The sequence below is a fragment of the Paenibacillus albicereus genome, assembly GCF_012676905.1.
Taxonomy (GTDB): Bacteria; Bacillota; Bacilli; order Paenibacillales; family Paenibacillaceae; genus Paenibacillus_O; species Paenibacillus_O albicereus.
In genome coordinates this window covers 5,055,386-5,078,293 of record NZ_CP051428.1, presented here as the reverse complement: position 1 = coordinate 5,078,293, position 22,908 = coordinate 5,055,386, and the positions used below count along the sequence as shown (strand labels likewise).

Annotated in this window: 16 protein-coding genes and 1 pseudogene; 13 read left to right on the top strand and 4 right to left on the bottom strand. The window is 67.5% G+C overall.

The genetic code is table 11. From position 1 onward, the window contains the following. The first annotated feature begins 55 nt into the window (after positions 1-55). Complete coding sequence (locus HGI30_RS22580; protein ID WP_235680257.1) at positions 56-1,993, top strand: purple acid phosphatase family protein; 1,938 nt, start codon at positions 56-58, stop codon at positions 1,991-1,993. A gap of 118 nt (positions 1,994-2,111) precedes the next feature. Here HGI30_RS22580 and HGI30_RS22575 read toward each other — a convergent pair whose 3' ends face one another. Beyond that, on the bottom strand, positions 2,112-3,053 hold the full coding sequence (locus tag HGI30_RS22575) for a diacylglycerol/lipid kinase family protein (RefSeq protein ID WP_168909561.1): 942 nt from the start codon (positions 3,051-3,053) through the stop codon (positions 2,112-2,114). A gap of 226 nt (positions 3,054-3,279) precedes the next feature. Between HGI30_RS22575 and HGI30_RS22570 the strand changes: the two genes are divergently transcribed. The 5 genes from HGI30_RS22570 to HGI30_RS22550 all read left to right on the top strand — a co-directional run bounded on the left by HGI30_RS22570 (position 3,280) and on the right by HGI30_RS22550 (position 9,367). After that, complete coding sequence (locus tag HGI30_RS22570; protein WP_168909560.1) at positions 3,280-4,224, top strand: iron-hydroxamate ABC transporter substrate-binding protein; 945 nt, start codon at positions 3,280-3,282, stop codon at positions 4,222-4,224. A gap of 184 nt (positions 4,225-4,408) precedes the next feature. Then, on the top strand, positions 4,409-4,831 hold the full coding sequence (locus HGI30_RS22565; RefSeq protein ID WP_168909559.1) for a MerR family transcriptional regulator: 423 nt from the start codon (positions 4,409-4,411) through the stop codon (positions 4,829-4,831). A gap of 7 nt (positions 4,832-4,838) precedes the next feature. Then, on the top strand, positions 4,839-6,080 hold the full coding sequence (locus HGI30_RS22560) for an MFS transporter (protein WP_407945001.1): 1,242 nt from the start codon (positions 4,839-4,841) through the stop codon (positions 6,078-6,080). Between the two features lie 225 nt (positions 6,081-6,305). Next, positions 6,306-7,781, top strand: coding sequence for a DEAD/DEAH box helicase (locus HGI30_RS22555; protein WP_168909557.1), 1,476 nt, complete (start codon positions 6,306-6,308; stop codon positions 7,779-7,781). A 299-nt stretch (positions 7,782-8,080) separates the two neighbouring features. Next, positions 8,081-9,367, top strand: coding sequence for an MFS transporter (locus HGI30_RS22550; RefSeq protein WP_168909556.1), 1,287 nt, complete (start codon positions 8,081-8,083; stop codon positions 9,365-9,367). Between the two features lie 196 nt (positions 9,368-9,563). Here HGI30_RS22550 and HGI30_RS22545 read toward each other — a convergent pair whose 3' ends face one another. After that, on the bottom strand, positions 9,564-9,716 hold the full coding sequence (locus HGI30_RS22545; RefSeq protein WP_168909555.1) for a DUF1540 domain-containing protein: 153 nt from the start codon (positions 9,714-9,716) through the stop codon (positions 9,564-9,566). 260 nt (positions 9,717-9,976) lie between these two features. Between HGI30_RS22545 and HGI30_RS22540 the strand changes: the two genes are divergently transcribed. The 3 genes from HGI30_RS22540 to ypfJ all read left to right on the top strand — a co-directional run bounded on the left by HGI30_RS22540 (position 9,977) and on the right by ypfJ (position 14,317). Beyond that, positions 9,977-11,668, top strand: a complete 1,692-nt coding sequence (locus HGI30_RS22540; RefSeq protein ID WP_168909554.1) for a methyl-accepting chemotaxis protein — start codon at positions 9,977-9,979, stop codon at positions 11,666-11,668. A 206-nt stretch (positions 11,669-11,874) separates the two neighbouring features. Beyond that, positions 11,875-13,356 carry a DUF3500 domain-containing protein gene (locus HGI30_RS22535; RefSeq protein WP_168909553.1) on the top strand — a complete coding sequence of 494 codons (1,482 nt, stop codon included), beginning with the start codon at positions 11,875-11,877 and terminating at the stop codon, positions 13,354-13,356. A gap of 109 nt (positions 13,357-13,465) precedes the next feature. Further along, positions 13,466-14,317: a KPN_02809 family neutral zinc metallopeptidase gene (ypfJ, locus tag HGI30_RS22530; RefSeq protein ID WP_168909552.1), complete on the top strand. Its 852-nt coding sequence runs from the start codon at positions 13,466-13,468 to the stop codon at positions 14,315-14,317. Positions 14,318-14,405: 88 nt separating this feature from the next. Here ypfJ and HGI30_RS22525 read toward each other — a convergent pair whose 3' ends face one another. Together HGI30_RS22525 and HGI30_RS22520 are read right to left on the bottom strand one after the other, a co-directional pair. Then, positions 14,406-15,263, bottom strand: a complete 858-nt coding sequence (locus HGI30_RS22525) for an alpha/beta fold hydrolase (RefSeq protein WP_168909551.1) — start codon at positions 15,261-15,263, stop codon at positions 14,406-14,408. Positions 15,264-15,300: 37 nt separating this feature from the next. Continuing rightward, positions 15,301-16,029, bottom strand: a complete 729-nt coding sequence (locus HGI30_RS22520; protein WP_168909550.1) for an HD domain-containing protein — start codon at positions 16,027-16,029, stop codon at positions 15,301-15,303. Positions 16,030-16,279: 250 nt separating this feature from the next. On the opposite strand from HGI30_RS22520, the pseudogene HGI30_RS22515 reads away from it, so the two are divergent. The 4 genes and pseudogenes from HGI30_RS22515 to HGI30_RS22500 form a co-directional block, all read left to right on the top strand. Continuing rightward, positions 16,280-17,278 (top strand): annotated as a pseudogene (locus HGI30_RS22515) (AAA family ATPase); the annotation flags it as partial. Between the two features lie 206 nt (positions 17,279-17,484). Next, complete coding sequence (locus HGI30_RS22510) at positions 17,485-18,603, top strand: DUF58 domain-containing protein (RefSeq protein ID WP_168909549.1); 1,119 nt, start codon at positions 17,485-17,487, stop codon at positions 18,601-18,603. Positions 18,604-19,135: 532 nt separating this feature from the next. Further along, positions 19,136-20,212 (top strand): hypothetical protein, encoded by a 1,077-nt coding sequence (locus HGI30_RS22505; RefSeq protein ID WP_168909548.1) that lies wholly within the window; start codon positions 19,136-19,138, stop codon positions 20,210-20,212. 1,080 nt (positions 20,213-21,292) lie between these two features. Then, a complete protein-coding gene (locus HGI30_RS22500) occupies positions 21,293-22,804 on the top strand; it encodes a phospholipase D-like domain-containing protein (protein WP_168909547.1) in 1,512 nt (503 codons plus the stop codon). Positions 22,805-22,908: the final 104 nt, after the last annotated feature.

Below are 22,908 nucleotides of genomic sequence, written 5' to 3'. Positions count from 1 at the left end.
TTGTGGAAAAGGTTCGGTGCTAAAGTAAGATGATTTCATTCAGGAATGGAGGAGAATGATGAACCGAATTCAAGCTTGGCCCCGCATCTTGCTCGCGGCATCGCTGCTCGGAGCGGCGCTGCTGCCAGGACTGCAGGAGCCGCCGGCGGTCCACGCCGCCGCGAGCCCGGCGGTCCTGATCGCCAAAGCCGACCGCTGGAGCTACAGCGACGAGGGCAAGGACTACGGCGCGGCGATGAAGAGCGCGTCCTACGACTACTCCGGCTGGAAGAGCGGACAAGCTCCGCTCGGCTACAAGACGGACTCGTCCGGCAACGCGACGAACAATGTGGCCCCTTCCAGCGAGTTCGGCAAGGTGTCGACCGTCATCGCCTATGGCCCCGGCACGAGCCAGAAGAACACGGCCTCTTACTTCAGCAAATCCATCGCGATCGCCGATCCTTCCGCTTATGAAAGCTTCCAGGGCCTGTTCGGCGTGGACGACGGGCTCGTCCTGTACGCCAATGGCCAGGAAGTCTACCGCGCCAGCATGCCGAGCGGGACGGTGTCCTACTCGACGCTGGCCACGACGAGCAAGGACCTGCCGGTCGTCATGCAAGCCGATCTCACGGCCGCGCTCCGCGCCGCGCTGAAGCCGGGCGTCAACATCATCGCCGCCGAGGTGCACAACCAGAGCCCGAGCAGCTCCGACCTGTACTGGGACATGCAGCTGCTCGCCGTTCCGACCGGCTCCGGCACGCCCGGCGGCGGCGCGGAAGCCCCGGCATCGCTGGCCATGACGTTCTCCGGCGATCCGGCCTCTTCCCGCGCCTTCGCCTGGTACACGCCGTCTGCCGTCACCGGCACCCGGCTGGAGATCGTCGAGGGGACGTACACGGACGCCACCTGGCCTTCCGCTGCGGCGACATCCATCGCCGGCACGTCCCAGTCGATCCAGGCATACGCCTCCAGCTCCGACAAAAGCGCCGGCAAAAAGACGTCCTACGTCAGCCACAAGGCGACGGCGACGGGGCTGAAGCCCGGCACGACGTACAGCTACCGGGCCGGCGACGGCACGAGCGGCCGCTGGAGCGCGGTCGGCACGTTCCGCACGGCGGAATCATCCCCGTCCTCGTATTCGTTCCTGTTCACGACCGATCCGCAGGGAACGACCGAGAGCGAGTTCGTCACCTGGAACCATACGCTGACCGAAGGCATGGCCAAGTTCCCGGATGCCCGCTTCGTCGCCGTGACCGGCGACCTCGTCGACAACGGCGACCTGGAGAGCCAGTGGGGCTGGGTGCTCGGCAAGCCGGCGGAGCTGCTGCGGCGGCTGCCGCTTGCACCTGCGGTCGGCAACCATGAGAGCAAGAGCTACAGCAACTTCGGCTGGCATTTCAACCTGCCGGATACGGGCACGGGCGCGCAGCCGGCCGGCTCGGTCTACTCGTTCGACTACGGCCCGGCGCACTTCATGGTGCTGAACACGGAGTTCGACGAAGCGAGCGGCTCCGATCCGATCTACCAGAAGCAAGTCGCCTGGCTGCGCGCCGATGCGGCCGCCTCGTCGAAGAAATGGAAGATCGTGCTGCTGCACAAGTCGCCCTACTCCGTCGCCAACCACTCCAGCTCCTCCGATATCTTGTTCTTCCGCAACAACCTGACGAAGGTGTTCGACGAGCTCGGCATCGACGCGGTGCTCGGCGGGCATGACCACACGTACACGCGGACGTATCCGATGAAGGCGAACTCGCCGCAAACGAATCCGACGCTGGACGCGAACGGAGACATGGTGCGGCCAAACGGCACGCTGTACGTGACGAGCAATGCCGCGGGGGACAAGCGCTATACGCCGAAGTCCGGCCCGTTCCCGTACGCGTACAAGTACGGCCAGCCCGGCAAGGAGATGTTCACCGGCGTCACGGTCAGCACGGACCGCCTCACGTTCCAGGTGTACACGACGACCGAAGCCGGCTCGACGGCCTTGTACGACCGGTTCGGAATCGTGAAATAGCGTCCATCGACGGCAGAGCCGCGTCCGCGAGGACGGCGGCCCGCAGCTTGCAGCGCCAAGAGCCGCTCCGGCCGGAGCGGCTCTTTTTCGCGACTGCATGGAGCCCGGCAAAATGCGGTCAGCCGCCTGCCTCCTCCGGCACGACGACCTCGACATGGCCCGGCAGCACCTGCAGCTCCAGCGGCAGGTCGGGGCCTTCCTCTCCGTCTACGTTGGTCCGCACGCGCTCGGACGAGCGCACGCTCACCTGCCGCGCCGTGAAGGCGATGACGTCCTTATGCTCCTTGAGGCTGCCGGCCCACAGCGACCAGCCCGCGCTCAGCGTGCCGAGCAGGCCGAGGTCCTTGAAGATGAAGCCGTGGATGAGGCCGTCGTCCACCGACGCCTCCGGCACCATCTTCTCGAACCCGGCGACCGAGTTCGTCAGCGCGGCGACGAACAGCGGCGACTCGCCCTCCCACGACTGGCCGTCATAGTCGATCCGCATCGGGTAAGCCTTCTGCGAGACCAGCTCCTTGAGTCCTTCCTTGAGGTAGGCCAGCGAGCCGAGCTTCGACTTCTCCTCCGAGGTGACCGCCGCCACGGCCTCGGCGATGTTGCCGGCCGCCACCACGTTCGTGAACAGGCGATCGTTCATCCGGCCCAGATCGACGTGGCGGAAACGGTCCGAAGCGATCGCGGCGATCGCCGCTTGCGGATCGAGCGGGATGCCGAGCGCCCGCGCGAAGTCGTTCACGGTGCCGAGCGGCACGATGCCGAGCCGTGGACGATGCTCCTGCCGCATCAAGCCATTGATCGTCTCATTCAGCGTGCCGTCGCCGCCCATCGAGACGACGAGGTCGCAGCGCATCTCGCAGGCGGAGCGGCAGAAGCGCGTCGCGTCCTGCTCGCCGGCCGTCTCGCGCAGCTCGACTTCGTAGCCTTTGTCGCGCAGCACCTCTTCGATGTCCCGCGCATAGCCGGCCGCCTTTTCCTTCCCGGAGGAAGGATTCAGGATGACCATCGCTTTCCGGGCCGGCCTTCCCGGGCCGGTTCCGTTTTCCAAGCCGAACTCGCTCATGGCGACGCCTCCGTCCGACGGTCCGGCTCGCCTTCCGGCGCTGCCGATGACCGCAAGGTATTTAATCCGGAATTACCACGATTCTTTCTTCGGCAAACCGGCGGGCGAGGGCCTGTTTTTGCCTATTGACAGAGAGGGTCCATCCCTTTATATTGAGTATGTCGATACTGATAATCATTATCAACAACAGCCTTGCACACATAGACACACAAAGGGGATTCTCCACATGAAAAAATGGCTTGCACCGATCGCGCTGACGCTGACGCTCGTTCTCAGCGCCTGCGGATCGACGAAAGACTCCGGCAACACGGCTAATTCCGGCTCCGAGCCGGCGGCATCGGCTTCTCCGGCCGCGACCGGCACGATTACCTACCAGGCGGAATCCGGCCCGGTGGAAGTGCCGGCGAACCCGCAGCGCATCATCGCGCTGGGCAGCGCGCCGAACGTGCTGTCCCTCGGCATCCCGCTCGTCGGCGTCGACGAATGGACCGGCAAGAATCCGCTGTTCACGGACAAGCTGGCGGGCGTCGAGATCGTCTCCGAGGACAACCTGGAGAAGATCGTCGAGCTCGAGCCGGACCTCATCATCGCCGGCACGCACAACAAGAACCTCGACAAGATGGCGGAGATCGCGCCGACGGTCGCCTATACGTGGGGCAAGCTCGACTACCTGCAGCAGCAGGTCGAGATCGGCAAGCTGCTCAACAAGGAAGCCGATGCCCAGGCATGGGTCGACGACTTCAAGACGCGCGCCGCGGAGGCGGGCAAGCAGATCAAGGCGAAGATCGGCGAGGATTCGACCGTATCCGTCTACGAGTACGACGCCAAGAACATCTATGTGTTCGGCAACAACTGGGCGCGCGGCACCGAGGTGCTGTACCAGGCGATGGGGCTCAAGATGCCGGAGAACGTCACCAAGGACGTGCTCGGACCGGGCTACTACGCGCTCTCCAGCGAAAAGCTGGGCGACTATGCCGGCGACTACATCGTCCTCAGCCAGACCAAGGACATGAAGAATCCCGTCTTCGAGACCGAGACGTGGAAGGGCATTCCGGCCGTCAAAGCCGGCCGGGTCATTACGATCGACACGGAAGCGTCGACGTACAGCGATCCGACGACGCTCGATCACCTGCTGAAGCTGTTCACCGAGCAATTCCTGGCGCTGCCTTGATCCGGCGCCAGGCGTGGCGCGCATGGCGCCGCACCGACATCGTTTCCTCCACCCGCAAGCGGCCTTCAAGCCGTCTGCGGGTTTTTTTCCATCCAACGTTCACGTTGACGTTAAGGTAATGAAGTGGTAACATGACCTTATAATAATTTAGTAATAAAATATAAATAACTAAAGAGGTGGAGCGATGTATAGGATCGAGGACATCGCGCAGATGACCGGCCTCACGAAGCGTACGATCCGCTACTACGAGGAGATCGGGCTGCTCGCTCCGGAGCGGAGCGACGGGGGCTACCGGCTGTATGGCGAGGAGCATGTCCAGCGGCTGCGCAAGCTGATCGACGCCCGCGACGCGCTCGGATTTTCCTTGCAGGAGCTGCAGGAGTATGTGGCGATCCACGAGGAGCTGACGCAGCTGCGGCAGACGGTGCGGGAGGAGACGGGCGAGGAGAAGCGCGCCGCCGTGCTGCGGCTCGAGGCGGCCGTGCAGCGGCAGCTGGCCATGATCGACGCCAAGCTGAGCCAGATCGGGCGCGTCCGCGAGGAATACCATGAGCTGCAGGCGCGCATCGACGAAGCGAGGCAAGCCTGGAACCAAGAACAGGAGTGACAGCAGCGTGGCAAAATCGACGTTGACGGCAGAGGCCGTCCAGGAGGCGGCGAAGCCGTCTGCCAGCATCTTCAACCAGCCCCGCGCCGTGTGGGCGGTCTTTTTCGCGGGCGTCATCTCGTTCATGGGCATCGGGCTCGTGGACCCGATCCTGCCCGCCATATCGGAAAAAATGAACGCCAGCCCAAGCCAGACGACGCTGCTCTTCACGAGCTACAACGCGGTCATGGCGGTCGCGATGCTCGTCACCGGCCTCATCTCGAGCCGGCTCGGCATGAAGCGCACGCTGCTCGCCGGCGTCGTCATCGTGGCGCTGTTCGCCGGTCTCGGCGGCATCTCCGGCGGCATCTGGGAGCTCGTCGCCTACCGGGGCGGCTGGGGGCTCGGCAATGCGCTGTTCGTCGCGACCGCGCTGACCGCGATCGTGTCGATGTCGCGCGGCGGCGTCACCAAGGCGATCATCCTCTATGAAGCGGCGATCGGCATCGGCATCGCGGTCGGACCGCTGCTCGGCGGGGAGCTCGGGACGCTGTCCTGGAGAGGGCCGTTCCTCGGCGTCGCGGGCTGCATGGTCGCCGCCTTCGTCGCGCTGATCGTGCTTATGCCCAAGGAGCGCCAGGTTGCCGCAGCCGCCGATCCCGTCCGCCGCATCTCGCTGTCCGACCCGATCACGGCGCTCGTCCGCCACCGCCCGCTGCTCGTGTTCGGCCTCACGGCCTGCCTGTACAACATCGGCTTCTTCACGCTCATGGCCTATGCGCCGTTCGTCATGGGGCTGGAGATCCGCGGCATCGGCTACGTGTTCCTCGGCTGGGGCATCCTGCTCGCGCTGACGTCGGTGTTCATGGCGCCGCGTCTGCAGCGGGCGTACGGCACGGTCAAGACGATGTGCGCGATGCTGGCGCTGTTCGGACTGACGCTGCTGGCGATGGCGATCTGGACCGACGTCCAATGGGTCGTCATCGCGAGCGTCGTGTTCGCCGGAGCGCTGCTCGGCAACAACAACACGCTCATCACCACGGGCGTCATGAACGCCGCTCCGGTCGAGCGCTCGACGGCGTCGGCCGCCTACAGCTTCCTGCGCTTCATCGGCGGCGCGATCGCGCCGTACATGGCCGGCAAGCTGGGCGAGCGATTCGGGCACAGCGTGCCGTTCTACGTCGGCGCCGCCTTCGTGCTGCTGTCGGTCGTCTTTCTGGCCGCGAACCGCAAGCATATCCGCCATGTCGATCAGGTGGAAGCCCACTGATCCGCGTCTGCCAGGCCTCGCTGCCGGAGCCGCTTCTCCCGCTTTGTCCGATGCGGGAGGGAGCGGTTTTTTTTGCCGAATCGCATGCGATCGGGCGCCGGGGCAGTATATTTCGTCGGAAGCTTGCGTTATGATAGAAATGAATATTCGCGGATTGAACCAAAACGGAGCCTGCAAGTTCGACCATCCCGTGAAAATAGATCATTCAAAACGATAGGAGACCCAATGAAATTCACCGATTTGAAGCTGATTTCCCCGATTCTCAAAGCGCTTGAAAAAGAAAGCTACACCGAGCCGACGCCGATCCAGGCGCAGGCCATCCCGGCGGCCCTCGAGGGCCGCGACGTGCTCGGCTGCGCGCAGACCGGCACCGGCAAGACGGCGGCCTTTTCGATTCCGATCATCCAGCGGCTGAGCAGTCAGGGCGGCAAGCCCCAAGGCAAGCGCCGCATCCGCTCGCTCATCCTGACGCCGACGCGCGAGCTGGCGATCCAGATCGAGGACAACATCCGCGCGTACAGCCAGTTCACCGACATCCGCTGCTTCTCGATCGTCGGCGGCGTGTCCCAGCGGGCGCAGGAGATCCAGCTGGCGCGCGGCATGGACATCCTGATCGCGACGCCGGGCCGCCTCATCGACCTCATCAACCAGAAGCACGCCGACCTGCAGCATGTCGAGATTCTCGTGCTCGACGAGGCCGACCGCATGCTCGACATGGGCTTCATCAACGACGTCAAGAAGATCATGGCCCGCATCCCGGCCAAGAAGCAGACGCTGTTCTTCTCGGCCACGATGCCGCCGGAGATCAGCCGCCTCGTCGACTCGCTGCTCCATGATCCGGTCACGGTCGAGATCACGCCGGTGTCCTCGACGGTGGACCGGATCGACCAGTCCGTCTACTTCGTCGACAAGGACAACAAGCCGCAGCTGCTCATCCACCTGCTGCGCGACCGCTCGATCGAGTCGGTGCTCGTCTTCACCCGCACCAAGCACGGCGCGGACCGCGTCGTGCGCGTGCTGACCAAGGCCGGCATCACGGCCCAGGCGATCCACGGCAACAAGTCGCAGAACGCCCGCCAGGCGGCGCTCGGCAACTTCAAGAGCGGCGCGACGCGCGTGCTCGTCGCGACCGACATCGCGGCGCGCGGCATCGACATCGACGAGCTGGCGCATGTCATCCAGTTCAACCTCCCCAACATCCCGGAGACGTACGTGCACCGGATCGGCCGCACGGGCCGCGCCGGCAAGAGCGGCACGGCGATCTCGTTCTGCGAGGACGAGGAGGTTCCATACCTCAAGGACATCGAGAAGCTGACGAAGAAAAAGGTGCCGGTCGTGCGCGAGCATCCGTACCCGATGGCCGCCGGCGAGCCGACGCTTCCGTCCCTGACGCAAAGCCAGGGCGGCGGCCGTCAAGGCGGCGGCAGCAGCAGCGCGCGTCAAGGCGGTCGTCCGCAGCAAGGCCAAGGCGGTTCCCGCCAAGGCGACGGCGGCGGCAACGCACGTCAGGGCGGACGCCCTCAGCCGGGCGGCCAGGCGCAGCAGCGTCCTGCGGCCGGCGGCGCGGAGGCGCAGCAGCCGGGCACGGCCGGCGGCGGGCGCAAGCGCAAGCGCCGGCGCGGCGGCTCCGGCCGCGGACCGGCTTCCGCCGGCACCGCTCCGTCCGCTCAAGGCGCGCGCGGCGGCCAGCCTCGCGGCTAGGAAGCCGGCCAGCGGGCTTCCCGCTGACGGCCCCCTGGCGTGCTTGCCTTCCGGACGGACAGCATCGGCTTTTTCGAGACGTTTTGCCTGAAACAATGCGTCGCATCCACTAAGCTCAAGAACCTCGGCTCCGCCCAAACCGGCGGGTCCGAGGTCTTTTTATTTTCCCCCAAAAAACCGTGGCCGGGAGGAGTCGGCGCGGAAATAAAGCCATCGGAAAGAAATCGGCCCGTATGGTCTATGCTAGACTGGAAGGAGCCGATCGGCAGAGAGCCGATCCCGAAGGAGGACGCCTTAGCATGCCTGCCCCATCCGCAACGACCGATAGGAATTGGAAACGTACGATCTCGCTGTTCCTCGGAGGCCAGACGATTTCGCTGTTCGGGTCCTCGCTGGTCCAGTACGCCATCATGTGGCATATTACGCTCAGCACGGATTCCGGAGCGATGATGACCATCGCGATTTTATGCGGCTTCGTGCCGACGTTTTTCCTGTCGCCGTTCGCCGGCGTCTGGGCTGACCGGTATGACCGCAAGAAGCTGATCGCTTACTCGGACAGCCTGATCGCCCTCACGACGCTCGTCATGGCGCTGCTGTTCCTCGCGGGATACGATGCGCTGTGGCTGCTGTTCGTCATGTCCGCCATCCGGGCTCTCGGCACCGGCGTGCAGACGCCGGCGGTCGGCGCGTTCATCCCTCAGCTCGTGCCGGCCGAGCAGCTGACGCGGGTGAACGGAGTGAACGGGACGCTGCAGGCGATGACGATGTTCGCCGCGCCGGTCGTCAGCGCCGGGCTGCTGTCGGTCGCTCCGCTGCAGGCGATCTTCTTCATCGATGTCGCGACAGCGATCGTCGGCGTGCTCACGCTGCTCCTGCTCGTTCGGGAGAAGCCGCGGCAGGCGGCCCCGGATGCGCAGGAGAGGGGCTACCTGGCCGACCTGCGGCAGGGAGTCCGCTACGTGCGCGAGCATAGCTTCCTCAAGCCGTTCTTTTTCTTCATGGCGCTGTATATGATCCTCATCTCGCCGGCGGCGTTTCTCAGTCCGCTGCAGGTGACGCGCAGCTTCGGCCCCGACCTGTGGCGGCTGACGGCGATCGAGCTGGCGTTTTCCGTCGGCATGATGGCGGGCGGCCTGCTCATCGCCGCGTGGCAGGGCTTTCGCAACAAGGCGCATACGATGACGCTGAGCTTCCTCGTGACCGGCCTCGCCTGCGCGGGCCTCGGCGTCGTGCCGAGCTTCTGGGTCTACCTCGCGCTGATGGCGCTCGTCGGCCTTATGATGCCGGTGTTCAACACGCCGGCGACCGTGCTGCTGCAGCAAAAGGTGGAGGAGAGCTATCTCGGCCGGGTGTTCGGCGTGATGGGCATGATCTCCAGCTCGATGATGCCGCTCGGGATGCTGCTGTTCGGGCCGCTGGCGGACCGAATTCCGATCGAGCGGCTGCTCGTCGCGACCGGCCTGCTCATTTTTGGCCTCGGGATAGGGTTCGGACGCAGCCGGCAGCTGCTCCGGGCGGGAGAGCCGTCGGGCGAGCCGGGCGAGGAGAAGGAAGCTCGGGAAGCGGGGCTGGAGGAGAAGCCATGAGGCAACGGCATGAGGCCGAAACTTGAACCGAAGGGGCAGTCGGAGACGGCTGCCTCTTTTTGCATTCCAAGGCTTGTCCAAGAAAGGGCGGACTCGGCGCGCATGGGAAAATCTTCGTTTCAACTGATAATAAGAATCATTATTGGTTAAGCTAAAGAAGAGAAGGCGACCGCTGGCACGGCCGCCTTTAGAGGGATCACACTTTCGGTTCAAAGGTTTTGCAGTCGGTTTCGTCGGAGTGGCTGGGCTTGCTGCTGCGGGCTACGACATAGATCGAAGATGCGTTGCAGTTGTTGCCGGCACCCCAGTGCTTGCACGAGTTGACTTCACAGCGCACGTCTTTTGCCATGGATTTCACCTCCTTGGCCTTAGGATGGTCGAGCCTGATAGGTTTTTATACCTCCATCGGCTTGCGGCGAATCTTTTGCAAGATTCGCGCAGGCTTTTCGCATGGCTGCGTCCATGAACGGCTATGAAATACAATTTCATATATAAATAATATTCCTGAAAGTAATTTTACTTTAGCGAATTAACGCGATTATTCTCTCATAACTTTCCCTTATCATGTCGAAATAAAAAGCATTCTAATCGGGAAAGGATTATTTTCGCATGAAAATCAAGCTTAGGCACAAGCTAGTTGCTATTTTCGTCCTCGTCTCCCTTCTCTTCGGTGTCGCATCCGTCCTTTCCTATCTCAACGCGAAGTCGACGCAGGCTTCGTACGCGTACATCACCGATGTCGCTGCGGAGCTGCAAGCCGATGCGCAGACGATTCAAACGCTGTCGGAACGCCAGGTAAGCCAGCTGCGGGCCTTCCTGCTGTACGACGATCCGTCCTTCAAGGAGGGCTTGTATGCCGCCAACGATCGGATCGATCAGACGATCGCGTCCGCGCTGCGGCGGAGCGACGAGCCGGAGTCCCGGGAACGGCTGGAGCGCATTCAAACCGCGAATCTGCAGTTCCGCCAGCTGACGGTGCGCATCATGAACGCGTATCTCGTCAACAAGCGCCAAGCCGCTCAGGAGGGCCAGGCGGACATCAAGCCGCTCAGCGAAGAGATCCGCTTGCAGAGCGATGCTCTGGCCGAATGGATCGAAAAGGACGTCATCGAAGCCGGCAAGCAGCAAGCGAAGCGGAAAGCGGAGCAAGGGCTGCTGTTCGTGGCCGCCATCTGCCTCCTGGCCTCGGCCGTGGCGATCGCTGCCGGCTGGTTCGCCGCGCGCATGATCAGCCGTCCGCTCGCCGGGTTGAACGGCGTCGCGCAGAGGATGGCCGACGGCGACCTGACGGGGGAGCAGCCGGAAGTGCGCGGCCGCGACGAGCTGCGGGAGCTGAGCGACTCGTTCCGCCGCATGTCCGACCATATCCGCGGCATGGTAGGCGGCATCGCCGTGCATGCCGGGAGCCTCGGCTCCGCGGCGGAGCAGCTGAGCAGCGGGGCGGAGCAATCGGCGCGGGCATCGGAGTCGGTGGCGTCCGCGATCGAGGAGATGGCGGGCGGAGCGGAGTGGACGGCCGCCCGCGTCGAGGAGAACCGCGCCACGCTGGAGGAGTTCGCCCAAGGGGCGGAGCTCGTAGGGGCTACGTCGTCCGAGGTGCTGGAGCTGTCCCGCCGGACAAGCCGGGAGGCGGAGCAGGGCGGGCGCATCGTCGCCGACAACCTGGAGCAGATGCGGACGATCCATGCGTCGATCGGCCGCGCGAGCGAGGTCGTGCATTCGCTGTCGGACCGCTCGCGGGAAATACGCGGCATCCTGCAGGTGCTCGGCGAGCTGTCGCGCCAGACGAACCTGCTGGCGCTCAACGCCTCGATCGAGGCGGCCCGCGCCGGCGAGCACGGACGGGGGTTCGCCGTCGTCGCGGGCGAGGTGCGCTCGCTCGCCGAGCAGTCGCAACGGTCGGCAGGCTCGATCGGCGCGCTGATCGGAGCCATCCTGCAGGAGACGGAGGAGTCCGCCCGGCTCATGGAGGAAGCGATGCGCAGCGCCGAGGACGGCGTCGAGGTGTCGAGCCGGGCTTCCGAGAAGTTCGGCATCATCCTCAGCGGCACCCGCGGCATCACGCCGCATATGGAAGACATGGCGGCGGTGGCGGATCAGATTCGAGTCCGCGCCGGCGAGATGACGGAATCCGGCCGCCGCATGGCCGAGGTCGCCCAGTCGCATTCGGCGAGCGCCCAGGAGGTCGCGGCTTCGACGGAGGAGCAGCTCGCCTCGATGGAGCAGATGCGCGCCTCCGCGCAGTCGCTGGCGCAGATGGCCGACGAGCTGCAGGCGCTGGTCGGCCGGTTCCGCACGTAGGCGAATCACGTGGCCGCGCGGCCAAGCGCTGCGGGAAGGCCTGATTAGGCGGCAGCCCTTCCCAGCCCCAGTCCGCCCAGACTCGACGTCCAAAGGACGGGCCACGCGCCCCCTTTGGACGTTTTTGCATTTGCCGAGGCCGCGCATAAAAAGGAGAAGGGAGGAAAAAGCTAGCAGGTGGAAATTGGATCGAGGAGGACAGAACCTTGAAGCAGAGCGGATGGAAAAGGACGGCTTCTTGGACTGCGGCGGCCGTATGGGCGGCATGGGCGGCAGGCATCGGACAGCCGCTGGCAGCCGCTTCCCCCGTCGCGGAGGTGCAGGCGGCCGCGATCGCGCCGCGTACGGCGAGCCTGACGGAACGAACGGCACGGGGGCTGCCGGAGAAAGGCGGGACGGGGGAGGCCGCGCCCGTGGCGAGCGCGCTGCTAGAAGCGGCGAAAGCCCCGGTGCGGCCAGCGCCGAGCCGGATCAAAGCCGCACTCGGGGCGAGCTCGCCGCGCGAGACGCCTGGCGTCGAACGGTCGGCGCCCGTTCCGAAGCCTGCGGCGACTCATCGCGCGCCCTTGCCCGCGCCTGCCCCGCCGCCCACGAAGCAGACGCCGGCGCCTCCCGGCGGCAAGAGCGGCCTGGCGGTCGCGGACGCCGCGGTCGGCCAGGCGATGGCGCGCAAGATCGCGCCGTCCGCCGAGGCGAGATGCCCGGCTGCGCCCGCCCAGCCGGGCGCAGCCGCCCGAGCGGACGAGCCTGACGCTCCGCCGCGGCTCGTCTGTCTGGCGACGGCGTTCGAGGCGACGCTGACGCCGCCGCAGCGGGAAGCGCTGCGGCTTCCTTTTACGGCCAAGCATGCCGTCAGCTGGAGCAACCGTCCGGTCGACGAGTTCCCGCGCAACGGCATCGCGCTCGGCACGCTCGGCGAGGACAGCCTGGAGGCGCTCAAGGCGATGCTGCGGGAAGCGCTCAGCGCTGACGGCTACGATACGGCGCGGGGCATCATCCTTGCCGACGACAAGATGTCGTCCGCCGCCGGGGGCAATCCGCGCTGGGGCTCGGCGCTGTACCATGTCGCGTTCCTCGGCGACCCGAGCGGCAGCGAGCCGTGGATGCTCCAGCTCAGCGGACGGCACCTCGCGCTCAACCTCGCCAGCAACACGCGCGAGATCGGCCTGACGCCGATGTTCCTCGGCATCGAGCCGCGGCTGTTCTCCGCCGGCGGGCGCGACTGGGCGGTCATGGAGCCGCGCCTGGAGAGCATGTACGCGATGCTGCGCTCGCTGCCGCCCGACCAGATGGCGGCGGCCCGCCTCGGCGACAGCCGCGCCGACGTGCTGCTCGGCCCGGGCAAGGACGGGCACTTTCCCGAGGCGGAGGGCATCCCGTACTCCCACCTCGGCGAGCAGCAGAAGCAGCGGGTGCGCGCGTCCGTCGCCGCCTGGGTGCGGACGGCCGCGCCCGCGTCGGCGCAGGCGCTGCTCGCGGATTACCTTTCGCCCGAAGCGCTGGAGCGGACGTATATCGGCTGGTCGGGCTCGACGGACGACCGCGTGCCTGGCTCGTATGTCCGGATCGACGGTCCGCGCCTGTGGCTGGAGACCGTCACGCTGGCGGAGGAGGCGCTCCCCGGCCGCGGCCATGTGCATATGGTGTGGCGCGACCGCAAGGCCGATTACGGCGGCTGCTTCTTCTAGGCCCCGGCTCGCGGACTTCCGGCTGGCCGACGTCCTTTGCGCTCCCTTCGCGTCAACCGTCCCGATGCGGGTATATCTTCAATAAAACGAAGGTACGGAGGAGAACGGGATGCGGACGCAAGGGAGAAGAGGCAGCGCGAACGTGGAGGACCGCCGGGGCAGGGGCATCGGCGGCAAGACGGCGATCGGAGGCGGCATCGGCGGCATCATCCTGCTGATCCTCGTCACGCTGATGGGCGGCAACCCGGGCGACCTGCTCGGCGGCGTCACCGGGGGCGCGGGCACGGAGCAGTCCCAGCCGTACGAGGAGACGGCCGAGGAGGCGGAGCTGTCGCAGTTCGTCTCGGTCGTGCTGGCCGATACGGAGGAGATTTGGGGCGGCTTGTTCCAGCAACAGGGCCTGACGTACGAAAAGCCGACGCTCGTCCTGTACAACGACGCGGTCGAGTCGGCCTGCGGCACGCAGCAGGCGGCGGTAGGGCCGTTCTACTGCCCGGGCGACCGCAAGCTGTACATCGACCTGAGCTTCTATGACGAGCTGCGCCAGCAGTTCCAGGCTCCGGGCGACTTCGCCATGGCCTACGTCATCGCCCATGAGGTCGGGCATCACGTGCAGACGCTGCTCGGCACGTCGGACAAGATCATGCCGCTGCGCGACAAGCTGAGCGAGGAGGAGTTCAACAAGTACCTCGTGCGCTTCGAGCTGCAGGCGGACTACTACGCCGGCGTCTGGTCGCATCATGCGCAGGGCAAGAACCTGCTGGAGGAAGGCGATCTCGAGGAGGCGCTCACGGCCGCGAGCGCGGTCGGCGACGACAGCATCCAGGAGAAGGCCCGCGGCTACGCGGTGCCGGAGAGCTTCACGCACGGCACGTCGGAGCAGCGCAAGCGCTGGTTCTACAAGGGCTTCGAGTCCGGCACGATCCAGGGCGGCGATACGTTCGGCGCGAAGAGCTTGTAGGAAGAAGAGCGATGAAGAAGGTCCTCGGGGCTAGGCCCGCGAGGGCCTTTTTGTCCCTGCATGGAGGCTCCAGGCCAGCCAAGAGGCGTCAGCGCGCCGAGCGTTCCAGAAAAGAAAGAAGCAGTCGGTCATGCTCTGCCGCATGCTGGTCCAGCCAGATCAGATGCCCCCAGCTGTCGAGCTCGACCAGCTCCGATCGGGCCAGCAGGCTGTGCGCGTGATGGGCATGGGCGAAGGGGACGGAAGCGTCCTGAGGGCTGTGCAAGACCAGCGATGGCGCCTGGATGCCGGCGAGTTCCCGAGAATAGTCGTGGCCGGTCTGCTCCAGGTCGATGAGGAACCCGAATCCGGAGCGGTAGCGGGAGCACATGCGGCGGAACGCATCGCGATAATCTGGAGCGAGACGCTTGCGGACATCGGAGTAGGGCAAGCAGGAGAAGGATGGAGCCATCGAGCGGAAGGCCAATGCTGGAAAAGCCGAGGAAAAAACGGCCAGAGCGGTCCATACCGTTTTTTCCATGCGGGGGTTGAACATCCGCCGCGCCGCTCGATACGTCGAGTCGGACGGGCCGAGCCAAGGCTTCGCAACGGCGCATTGCAGCACGAGGCTGGCGACCCGCTCCGGATAGAGGGAGCAGAAGGCGATGGCGGAGGGTCCGCCGGCCGATACGGCGATGACGTGGACCTTGCCGGACGCAGAACGTTCGACCGCTCGGCCATAGAGGCGGCAGGCGGCCTCCAGGTCCCGAAGCGGCGTCGTCCTCCCATATCCGGCACGGGACGGAATCAAGACCGAATAGCCCGCATGCAGCAAGGAGCGGATGCCGAACTCCTCCAGGCAATTGGAATGCCCTCCATGGAAAAGCAACACCGGCGGGCCGCTTCCGGCAATCGAATATTCGCATGTTCCTTCCTCGGCTGTCAGCAAGCGGATCTCTCGGGTCATGGCATCCTCCTTAGCTTGTGATGGTGCCGCAGCGATGCTACCGCTCGCCGTCCCACTCCTGCTGGAACTGCTCCAGATAGCTCCGCATGAAGGCATGGCGCTGCTCGGCGATGGACTTGGCCGCAGGCGTGTTGAGGCGGTCCTTGAGCTTCAGGAGCTTCTCGTGAAAATGGTTGATCGCCGTGCTTTTGCCCCTGCGGTATTCCTCGGACGTCAGCACGAGGCTGTCGCGCGGCGGCAGCTCGGGATCATGGATCGGATGGCCGACGTGGCCGGCATAGACGAACGTGCGCGCGACGGCGATGGCGCCGATCGCGTCCAGCCGGTCGGCGTCCTGGACGACGCGGCCCTCCAGCGTGCGCATCGGGGGATTCGCCCCGCCATTGTAGGACATCGTGCCGATGATCTCCAGCACATGCTCCCGGTCCCCGTCGGCCAGCTCGCGCGCCTCCAGCCAGGAGGCGACCTTGGCCATGCCCGCTTCCTTGGACGGGTTCAGCTTCTCGTCGGCGACGTCGTGCAGCAGCGCGGCCAGCACGCAGAGGAACGGATCGGCGCCTTCGTCGGCGGCGAGGCGGCGGGCCATGTCGGCGACGCGCTGGACATGCCACCAGTCGTGGCCGCTCGTATCGCCGCCGAGCTCGGCGCGGGCGTAGGCTTCGGCCGCGGCGAGGAGCGATTCGGCTTCGGGCGGGCTTGACGGCGATGTAGTCGCAGTCGGATCAGAAGCAGGAGTCGAGTTCGGTTGTTCGTGCGGATGAGACAAGGAGCTCACAGCCTTTCGGGCAGGCGCTCGGCCTGACGGGAATGGGGTCAGGAGGCGGAGCGCCTCCTGCAGCAAAGGAAGCGGGAGGCAGCCGACGAGCTGGCCTCCCTAGCGCAAAGCTTCTGGCTCCAGTGTAGCAGGAGCCGGGCGGCCCGTCCTCCTTTTTCGGGCGGCTTTCCGTGCCAGGGCGGCCGGCTTTTGGTAGAATCAGGAGACAGAGGGCGGCCGAGGGCCGGGGAGGAGAGAGGACATGGAACAGGTGAAAGCGCTTGCCGATGCCGTTCGGACAAGCTTGGCGCAGACAATCGTAGGCAAGGGGGAGGAGGTGGAGCTGCTGCTGACGGCGCTGCTCGCCTCGGGCCATGTGCTGCTGGAGGACGTGCCGGGGACGGGCAAGACGCTGCTCGCGCAGTCGCTGGCGGCGGCGCTCGGGCTGGAGTTCCGCCGGGTGCAGTTCACGCCGGACCTGCTGCCGTCGGACCTGACAGGCATCCACTACTACAACCAGAAGGAAGGCGAGTTCCGCTTCCGTCCGGGCCCGCTGTTCACGCAGATCGTGCTTGCCGACGAGATCAACCGGGCGACGCCGCGCACGCAGTCGAGCCTGCTCGAGTGCATGGAGGAGCGCCAGATCAGCATCGAGGGCGAGACGATGGCGCTGCGGGAGCCGTTCCTCGTGCTCGCGACGCAGAATCCGATCGACAGCCAGGGCACGTTTCCGCTGCCGGAGGCGCAGATGGACCGGTTCATGATCCGCATGAAGCTCGGCTACCCGGATCGGGCGGAGGGCGTCGAGATCCTGCGGCGGACGGCGGAGGGACGGCTGGAGCGGGGCGGGGTCGCGGGCGGCAAAGGCTCCGCGGCGGCGGGCGGCCGCGCGGACGAAGGGAACCGGTCCCGAGAGGCGCAGCTGCTGGAGGCGCAGCGCCGGTGCCGCGAGGTCGCGGTCCATCCCGACCTGCTCGCCTATCTCGTCGAGCTCGCGGAGGCGACGCGCGAGCATCCGGACGCGCGGCTCGGCATCAGCCCGCGCGGCACCCAGGCGTGGCTGCGCGCGGCGCAGGCGTACGCGGCGATGCAGGGGCGCGCGTACGTGCTGCCCGACGACATCAAGCGGCTGGCCGTGCCGGCGTGCGCCCACCGCATCGTGCCGCGCCGCCGCCAGGAGCCGCAGCCGGCCGCCGCCGAGCGCATCGTGCAGGACGCGCTGGCGCGCGTGCCCGTGCCGAGCGAGGAAGCGCTGGCCGCGCTCGCCCAGGGCGCGGGCGGCGCTGGAGCGGGCGCTGGCGGGAGACGCGCTGGGGGTCCGGGCGTCTCGGCAGAGGGAGGCGGATCGAAAGGCGGCGCGGCGGCGGGAGGCGGAGCTGCGGGCGGATCGGCAGGCGGCACAGCGGCGGGGTCCGGGCTTGCGGGAGGCGCGAGGGCTTCGTCCGGCGCCGGCGAGGGAGGCCGCTGATGGCGATGCTCGCGCTGCTGGCCGCGCTGGCGGCGGCGCTCGGCCTGCAGGGACTGCTGCTCGGGCGCTGGGCGCTGCGCGGCGTGCGGGTGGAGCGTTCGTTCAGCGCGACGGCCTGCCATGCGGGAGAGGCCATCGAGATGGTCGAGACGATCGAGAACGGCAAGCGGCTGCCGGTGCCGTGGCTGCGGCTGGAGGCGATGCTGCCGGCGGGGCTGTCGTTTCGCGGGACGGGACAGATGTCGATCAGCGCCGGCTCGATCTACCAGAACCATGCGAGCCTGTTCGCGCTGCCGCCGCGGGTGCGGATCATCCGCCGCCATGCCGCCGTCTGCGCGAGCCGGGGCGTCTGGAGCATGGGCACCGCGACGCTGACGGGCGGCGACCTGTTCGGCCTGTTCGCGCCGTCGGTCAAGGTCGAGCTGCCGTGGCGGCTCATCGTCTACCCGGAGCTGACCGGGATGGAGCAATTGCCGGAGTCGTGGCTGCGCTGGCAAGGGGAGCTGGAAGTACGGCGCTGGGTGGCGGAGGACCCGTTCGTGACGAGCGGCGTACGGGACTATGCGCCCGGGGACGCGATGAACCGCATCCATTGGAAAGCTTCGGCGCGCTCCGCCGGGCTGCAGGTGCATCGTTACGGCCACACGGCGAACCCGCGGGCGATGCTGCTGCTGAACGTCGAGGAGTCGGAGACGATGTGGGGCCGGGTGAACGACGCGGCGGGGCTGGAGGAGGCGCTGCGCTGCGCCGCCGCGAGCGCGGCCGAGCTGCTGCGCCGCGGGCTCGGCGCGGGCTTCGCGCATAACGCGCTGCTGGCCGAGGAAGCGGCCGGCTTGCCGGACCGCGTGGAGCCCGGCTACGGAGGCCTGGCGCTGGAGCCGCTGCTGGAGGCGATGGCGGCGGTGGCGCCGCAGGCGCGGGTGCCTTTTCACGAGCTGCTGCGCCAGGAAGCGGAGCGGCAGGAGCAAGGCGGCGAGCGGCTCGATTATCTGCTCATCACGGCGCATGAGTCGGCCCGCTTGCGGGAGGCGGCGGAGCGGCTGTCCGCGCTCGGGCACGGCGTGACGATCGTGCGCCCTCCTGGGGCCGTCGCCAAGCGAAGGAGGGAGACGGCATGAGCGGGCGGAGGCGGATGGACGAAGGCCGGGAGGAGCCGGACGAAGCAAGGAGACGGGAGCCGGACGCAGCGAGGAAGAGGTCCGGCGCCTCCGCCACGCATGGGCTGGGGGAGGCGCCGCCTGCCGAAGGCCCGACCGCGAAAGGAGCGGAGGCCGCCGCAGATGCGTGGTCCGGCGCAGTTGGCAGGCCTGGCGCGACGCTCGAGCTGGAAGCATCGGGGCAGGCGGCGCAGCGGGCCGAGGATCGGCGCGGCCTGCTGCTGTGGGGCACGCTGCCGGAAACGGCGGCGTTCTACCCGGTGGCCGTGCTGGCCGCCGAATATGCCGTGCCGGCGCTGGCCGCGCCGCTGCTGTGGGCGCTCGGTGCGCTGCTGCACGGCCTCGGCGGCTGGAGCGGCCTGCGCGAGGCGCGGCGCGGCCGCTCGGGCGCGGGACGCGGGCTGCCGGCGCTGGCCGCCGCGATCGGGGCGGCCAGCTCGGCTGGGCGTCCGCGCCGTCCGGCGACGGGGCGGCGGCGGGCATCGCTGCCGCCGTGCTTGCCGCGCTGGCCGCCGCCGCCGCCCAGCGCGGCCGCCGGCACGGACGCCGCCGGCTATGGCTCGGCGGCGACGCGCGCCTGGCGCTGGCCGGGCTCGCGCTGGCGGCAGGGCTTTATTTCGCCGGCGCTGGGCTGGAGCGGCTGCTGCCGTACCGGCCGAGCCTGCTGCTGTTCGCCTTTGCCGCGATCAGCCTGCTGCTGCTGCGCTGGAACGGCTGGCAGCTGCGCCGGGCGTCGCATGCAGAGGATAGCCGCCGCGCGGTAACACCGGGCATGGCCGCGCTCAACCGGCGGCTCGCGCTCGGCGTCGTCGCCCTGTTCGCGCTCGGGACTCTCTGGCTCGGCCCGCTGCAGGCGCTGCTGGACGGCGTGCGCGCGATGCTGCAGCGGCTGTTCTCCGGCTCGTCGGAGCCGCCGCCGCCCGCGCAGGAGCCGCCGGCTGGCGAACCGGGGCTGCCCCCCATGTCTCCGGCCGAGCCGCCGCCGGCTTGGCTGGAGTGGCTCGGCGAGTGGCTCGCCTATGCCGCAGCTGCCGCAGTGGCGGCGCTCGCGGCGGCGCTGCTGTACCGGCTCGTGCGCCGCTGGCTGCCGGAGCGGCTGCGCCTGGCGCTCGACCGTCTGCTGCGCTGGCTGCGGCTGTCTCGCGAGCTGCGCCGTCCAGGGCCGGATACGGGTTATGTCGACGAAGTCGTCCGGTTGGAGCGGCTCGGCGGCGCCAAGCGGCGTGGCCGCCGCGGCGCCGGCGGAGACGATCCGGCCGCCGGACCGGGCGGCGAGGCGCGCCGCCGGTACCGCGCGCTGATCGCCCGCGAGATCGGACGCGGCTACGAGTACCGCGCCGACCGCACGCCGGCGGAGCATGTGTGCGAGCTGGAGCGGCTCGCGAGCGAACCGCGCCGAAGCGGCGGCTCCGCAAGGGATGCGGAGCCGGCTTCCGGGCTCGACGCTCTTCTTCGCGCCTACGAAGAAGAGCGATACGGCTTTGCGGCTGCCGAGCCCGCATCTCGGCCGGAGCCGGAGCCGCCTTTCGCTGCCGATCCCGAGCGCCATCGCCGCGGCCGCGTGAAGTAAGAGCGGCCGCCGCCGAGGCTCGCCTTCGTCTGACGGGGTCGAGACTACCTTCAGCGTGCCGCACGTTGTCGCCACCGTCGTCTGACGGGGTCGAGACTACCTTCAGCGTGCCGCCCGCTGCCGCCTCCGTCGTCTGACGGGGTCGAGACTACCTTCAGCGTGCCGCCCGCTGTCGCCTCCGTCGTCTGGCGGGGTCGAGACTACCTTCAGCGTGCCGCCCGCTGTCGCCTCTGTCGTCTGACGGGGTCGAGACTACCTTCAGCGTGCGGCACGTTGTCGCCGCCGTCGTCTGACGGGGTCGAGACTACCTTCAGCGTGCGGCACGTTGACGCCGCCGTCGTCTGACGGGGTCGAGACTACCTTCAGCGTGCGGTACGCCGCCGCCCCCGTCGTCTGACGGGGTCGAGACTACCTTCAGCGTGCCGCACGCCGCCGCCTCCGTCGTCTGACGGGGTCGAGACTACCTTCAGCGTGCCGCCCGCTGCCGCCTCTGTCGTCTGACGGTGTCGAGACTACCTTCAGCGTGCCGCCCGCTGCCGCCCCAGTCGTCTGACGGTGTCGAGACTACCTTCAGCGTGCCGCACGCTGACGCCTCCGTCGTCTGACGGGGTCGAGACTACCTTCAGCGTGCCGCGCGCCGCCGCCGCCGTCGTCTGACGGGGTCGAGACTACCTTCAGCGTGCCGCACGCTGTCGCCTCCGTCGTCTGACGGGGTCGAGACTACCTTCAGCGTGCCGCCCGCCGCCGCCCGCCGCCGCCCGCGAGCCTCCGCTGACGCCCTTCCAGGCGCCTCCTGTTTCAAAGCGAACAGGCAGCGGTACTCATGGAGAAGAACCTACTCCCCGCAGACGCAGAAAGAGGCCTTCCATGAGCAAAGCCCGATCCTCCAATCCATTCCAACCGAGTCCTTCCGAACCGGCAGAGCCTCGCGCCGCCTCCTTGGGGACGAGTCCGCCGCTCGAGCCGGACTCGGCCTCTCCGGCGGCTACCCTGCGCAAGCGCCGCCGCGTCATCGGGTCGCCTCCCCCCGGTCGCCCTCATGCCGCCTCCAGTCCTCCTAGGTGCAAGCGGCGCGTCGGCTTGCCGCTGGCGCTCGCGCTGCTGCTGCTGTATGCCGGCGTCGTCATCTACCACGCCAACAAGCCGCTGCCGTCCGGCGTCTCGTTCGAGGGGGCGGTCCATCCCGTGCCGAAGGGCGGCCTTGAGCTGCTGACCGATCTCACGTACGAGGACGAGGACGGGGGCAAGACGACGGAGCAGGCGATCTTTGCGCGCATGCTCCGGGCGATCGGGGAAGCCGAGCGGTTCGTCGTGCTCGATCTGTTTCTTTTCAACGGGTATTACAACGAGGATCAGTCCTTCCCGCCGCTGAGCCGGCCGGTCGCCGATGCGCTCATCGCCCGCAAAAAAGAGCTTCCGGAGCTGAGCGTCACCGTCATCACGGATGACGTCAACACCTCCTACGGCTCGCATCCCGCGCCGGATCTGGAGCGGCTCCGGCAAGCCGGCATCCCCGTCGTCGTGACTGACGTCGACCCGCTGCGGGATTCGAATCCGCTCTATACGGCCGCGTGGCGGTTGACGGCGGGCTGGATCAGCCCGAAGGGCCAAGGCTGGCTGCCCAACAAGATGGCGACCGGAGCGCCCGACATGACCGTCCGCTCCTACCTCAAGCTCGTCAACGCCAAGGCCAATCACCGCAAGGTGCTCATCACCGAGGATACGCTCGTCGTCGCCAGCGCAAATGCGCATGACGCGAGCTTCTACAACTCCAACAGCGGCTATGCCGTCACCGGCGTGCCGAAGCTGCTGGCCGAGGCGCTGCGCAGCGAGCAGGCGGCGATCGACCTCTCCGGCTCGAACGTGCGCCTGCCGGGGCCGGATCAGCTCGCGCCGGCGCCGGCTTCTGACACGCCTTCTGCAGCCGCATCCAATCCGGCTTCGTCCGCATCCGCATCCACATCCGCGGCAGACGCCCCAGCCGCATCCGCAGCGGAGCAAGCCTCCGTGCAGCTGCTCACCGAGGGACGCATCCGCGCGCATGTGCTGCGCGACCTGGATGCCGCCCAGGCGGGCGACCGGATCTGGCTGGGGATGTTCTATCTGGCGGACCGCGACGTCGTGCAGGCGCTGGTCCGAGCTTCCGATCGCGGCGCGCAGGTGCGGCTCATCCTCGATCCGAACGAGGTCGCGTTCGGCAACTCCAAGATCGGGGTGCCCAACCGGCCCGTGGCGGCGGAGCTGCGGGACCGGACGGAAGGCCGCATCGAGGTGCGCTGGTACAACACAGACCAGGAGCAGTACCATGCCAAGCTCATGCTCGTCGCCGGCCGGGACGGCGCGGTCATCCATAACGGCTCGGCCAACTTCACGACGCGCAACCTGGACGATCTCAACCTGGAGACGAACCTGCGGGTGCAGGCCGGCCCGGACAGCCGCCCCGCCGCCGAGCTGGAGGCGTACTTCCGCAAGCTGTGGACGAACGACGGCGCCCGCTACACGCTCGACTACAGCGAGTACGAGGAGAAGACCGAATGGATCAAGCGCATCCTGTACCGCGTGCAGGACCGGCTCGGCTTCACGACGTTCTAAGCGGGAGGAGCGCGGCGGCCTCCGCAGGAGGAGAGCGCGGCCGGCAAAACCCGTCCGTTCCGCGAAGGAACGGGCGCTTTTTGCGTATTCGCCTTGACTTGCAG

Bases quoted from the DNA above. Each gene is read 5' to 3' on its own strand.
- HGI30_RS22580 (WP_235680257.1), top strand. From the start codon at position 56: ATGATGAACCGAATTCAAGCTTGGCCCCGCATCTTGCTCGCGGCATCG.
- HGI30_RS22575 (WP_168909561.1), bottom strand. From the start codon at position 3,053: ATGAGCGAGTTCGGCTTGGAAAACGGAACCGGCCCGGGAAGGCCGGCC.
- HGI30_RS22570 (WP_168909560.1), top strand. From the start codon at position 3,280: ATGAAAAAATGGCTTGCACCGATCGCGCTGACGCTGACGCTCGTTCTC.
- HGI30_RS22565 (WP_168909559.1), top strand. From the start codon at position 4,409: ATGTATAGGATCGAGGACATCGCGCAGATGACCGGCCTCACGAAGCGT.
- HGI30_RS22555 (WP_168909557.1), top strand. From the start codon at position 6,306: ATGAAATTCACCGATTTGAAGCTGATTTCCCCGATTCTCAAAGCGCTT.
- HGI30_RS22550 (WP_168909556.1), top strand. From the start codon at position 8,081: ATGCCTGCCCCATCCGCAACGACCGATAGGAATTGGAAACGTACGATC.
- HGI30_RS22545 (WP_168909555.1), bottom strand. From the start codon at position 9,716: ATGGCAAAAGACGTGCGCTGTGAAGTCAACTCGTGCAAGCACTGGGGT.
- HGI30_RS22540 (WP_168909554.1), top strand. From the start codon at position 9,977: ATGAAAATCAAGCTTAGGCACAAGCTAGTTGCTATTTTCGTCCTCGTC.
- ypfJ (WP_168909552.1), top strand. From the start codon at position 13,466: ATGCGGACGCAAGGGAGAAGAGGCAGCGCGAACGTGGAGGACCGCCGG.
- HGI30_RS22525 (WP_168909551.1), bottom strand. From the start codon at position 15,263: ATGACCCGAGAGATCCGCTTGCTGACAGCCGAGGAAGGAACATGCGAA.
- HGI30_RS22510 (WP_168909549.1), top strand. From the start codon at position 17,485: ATGGCGATGCTCGCGCTGCTGGCCGCGCTGGCGGCGGCGCTCGGCCTG.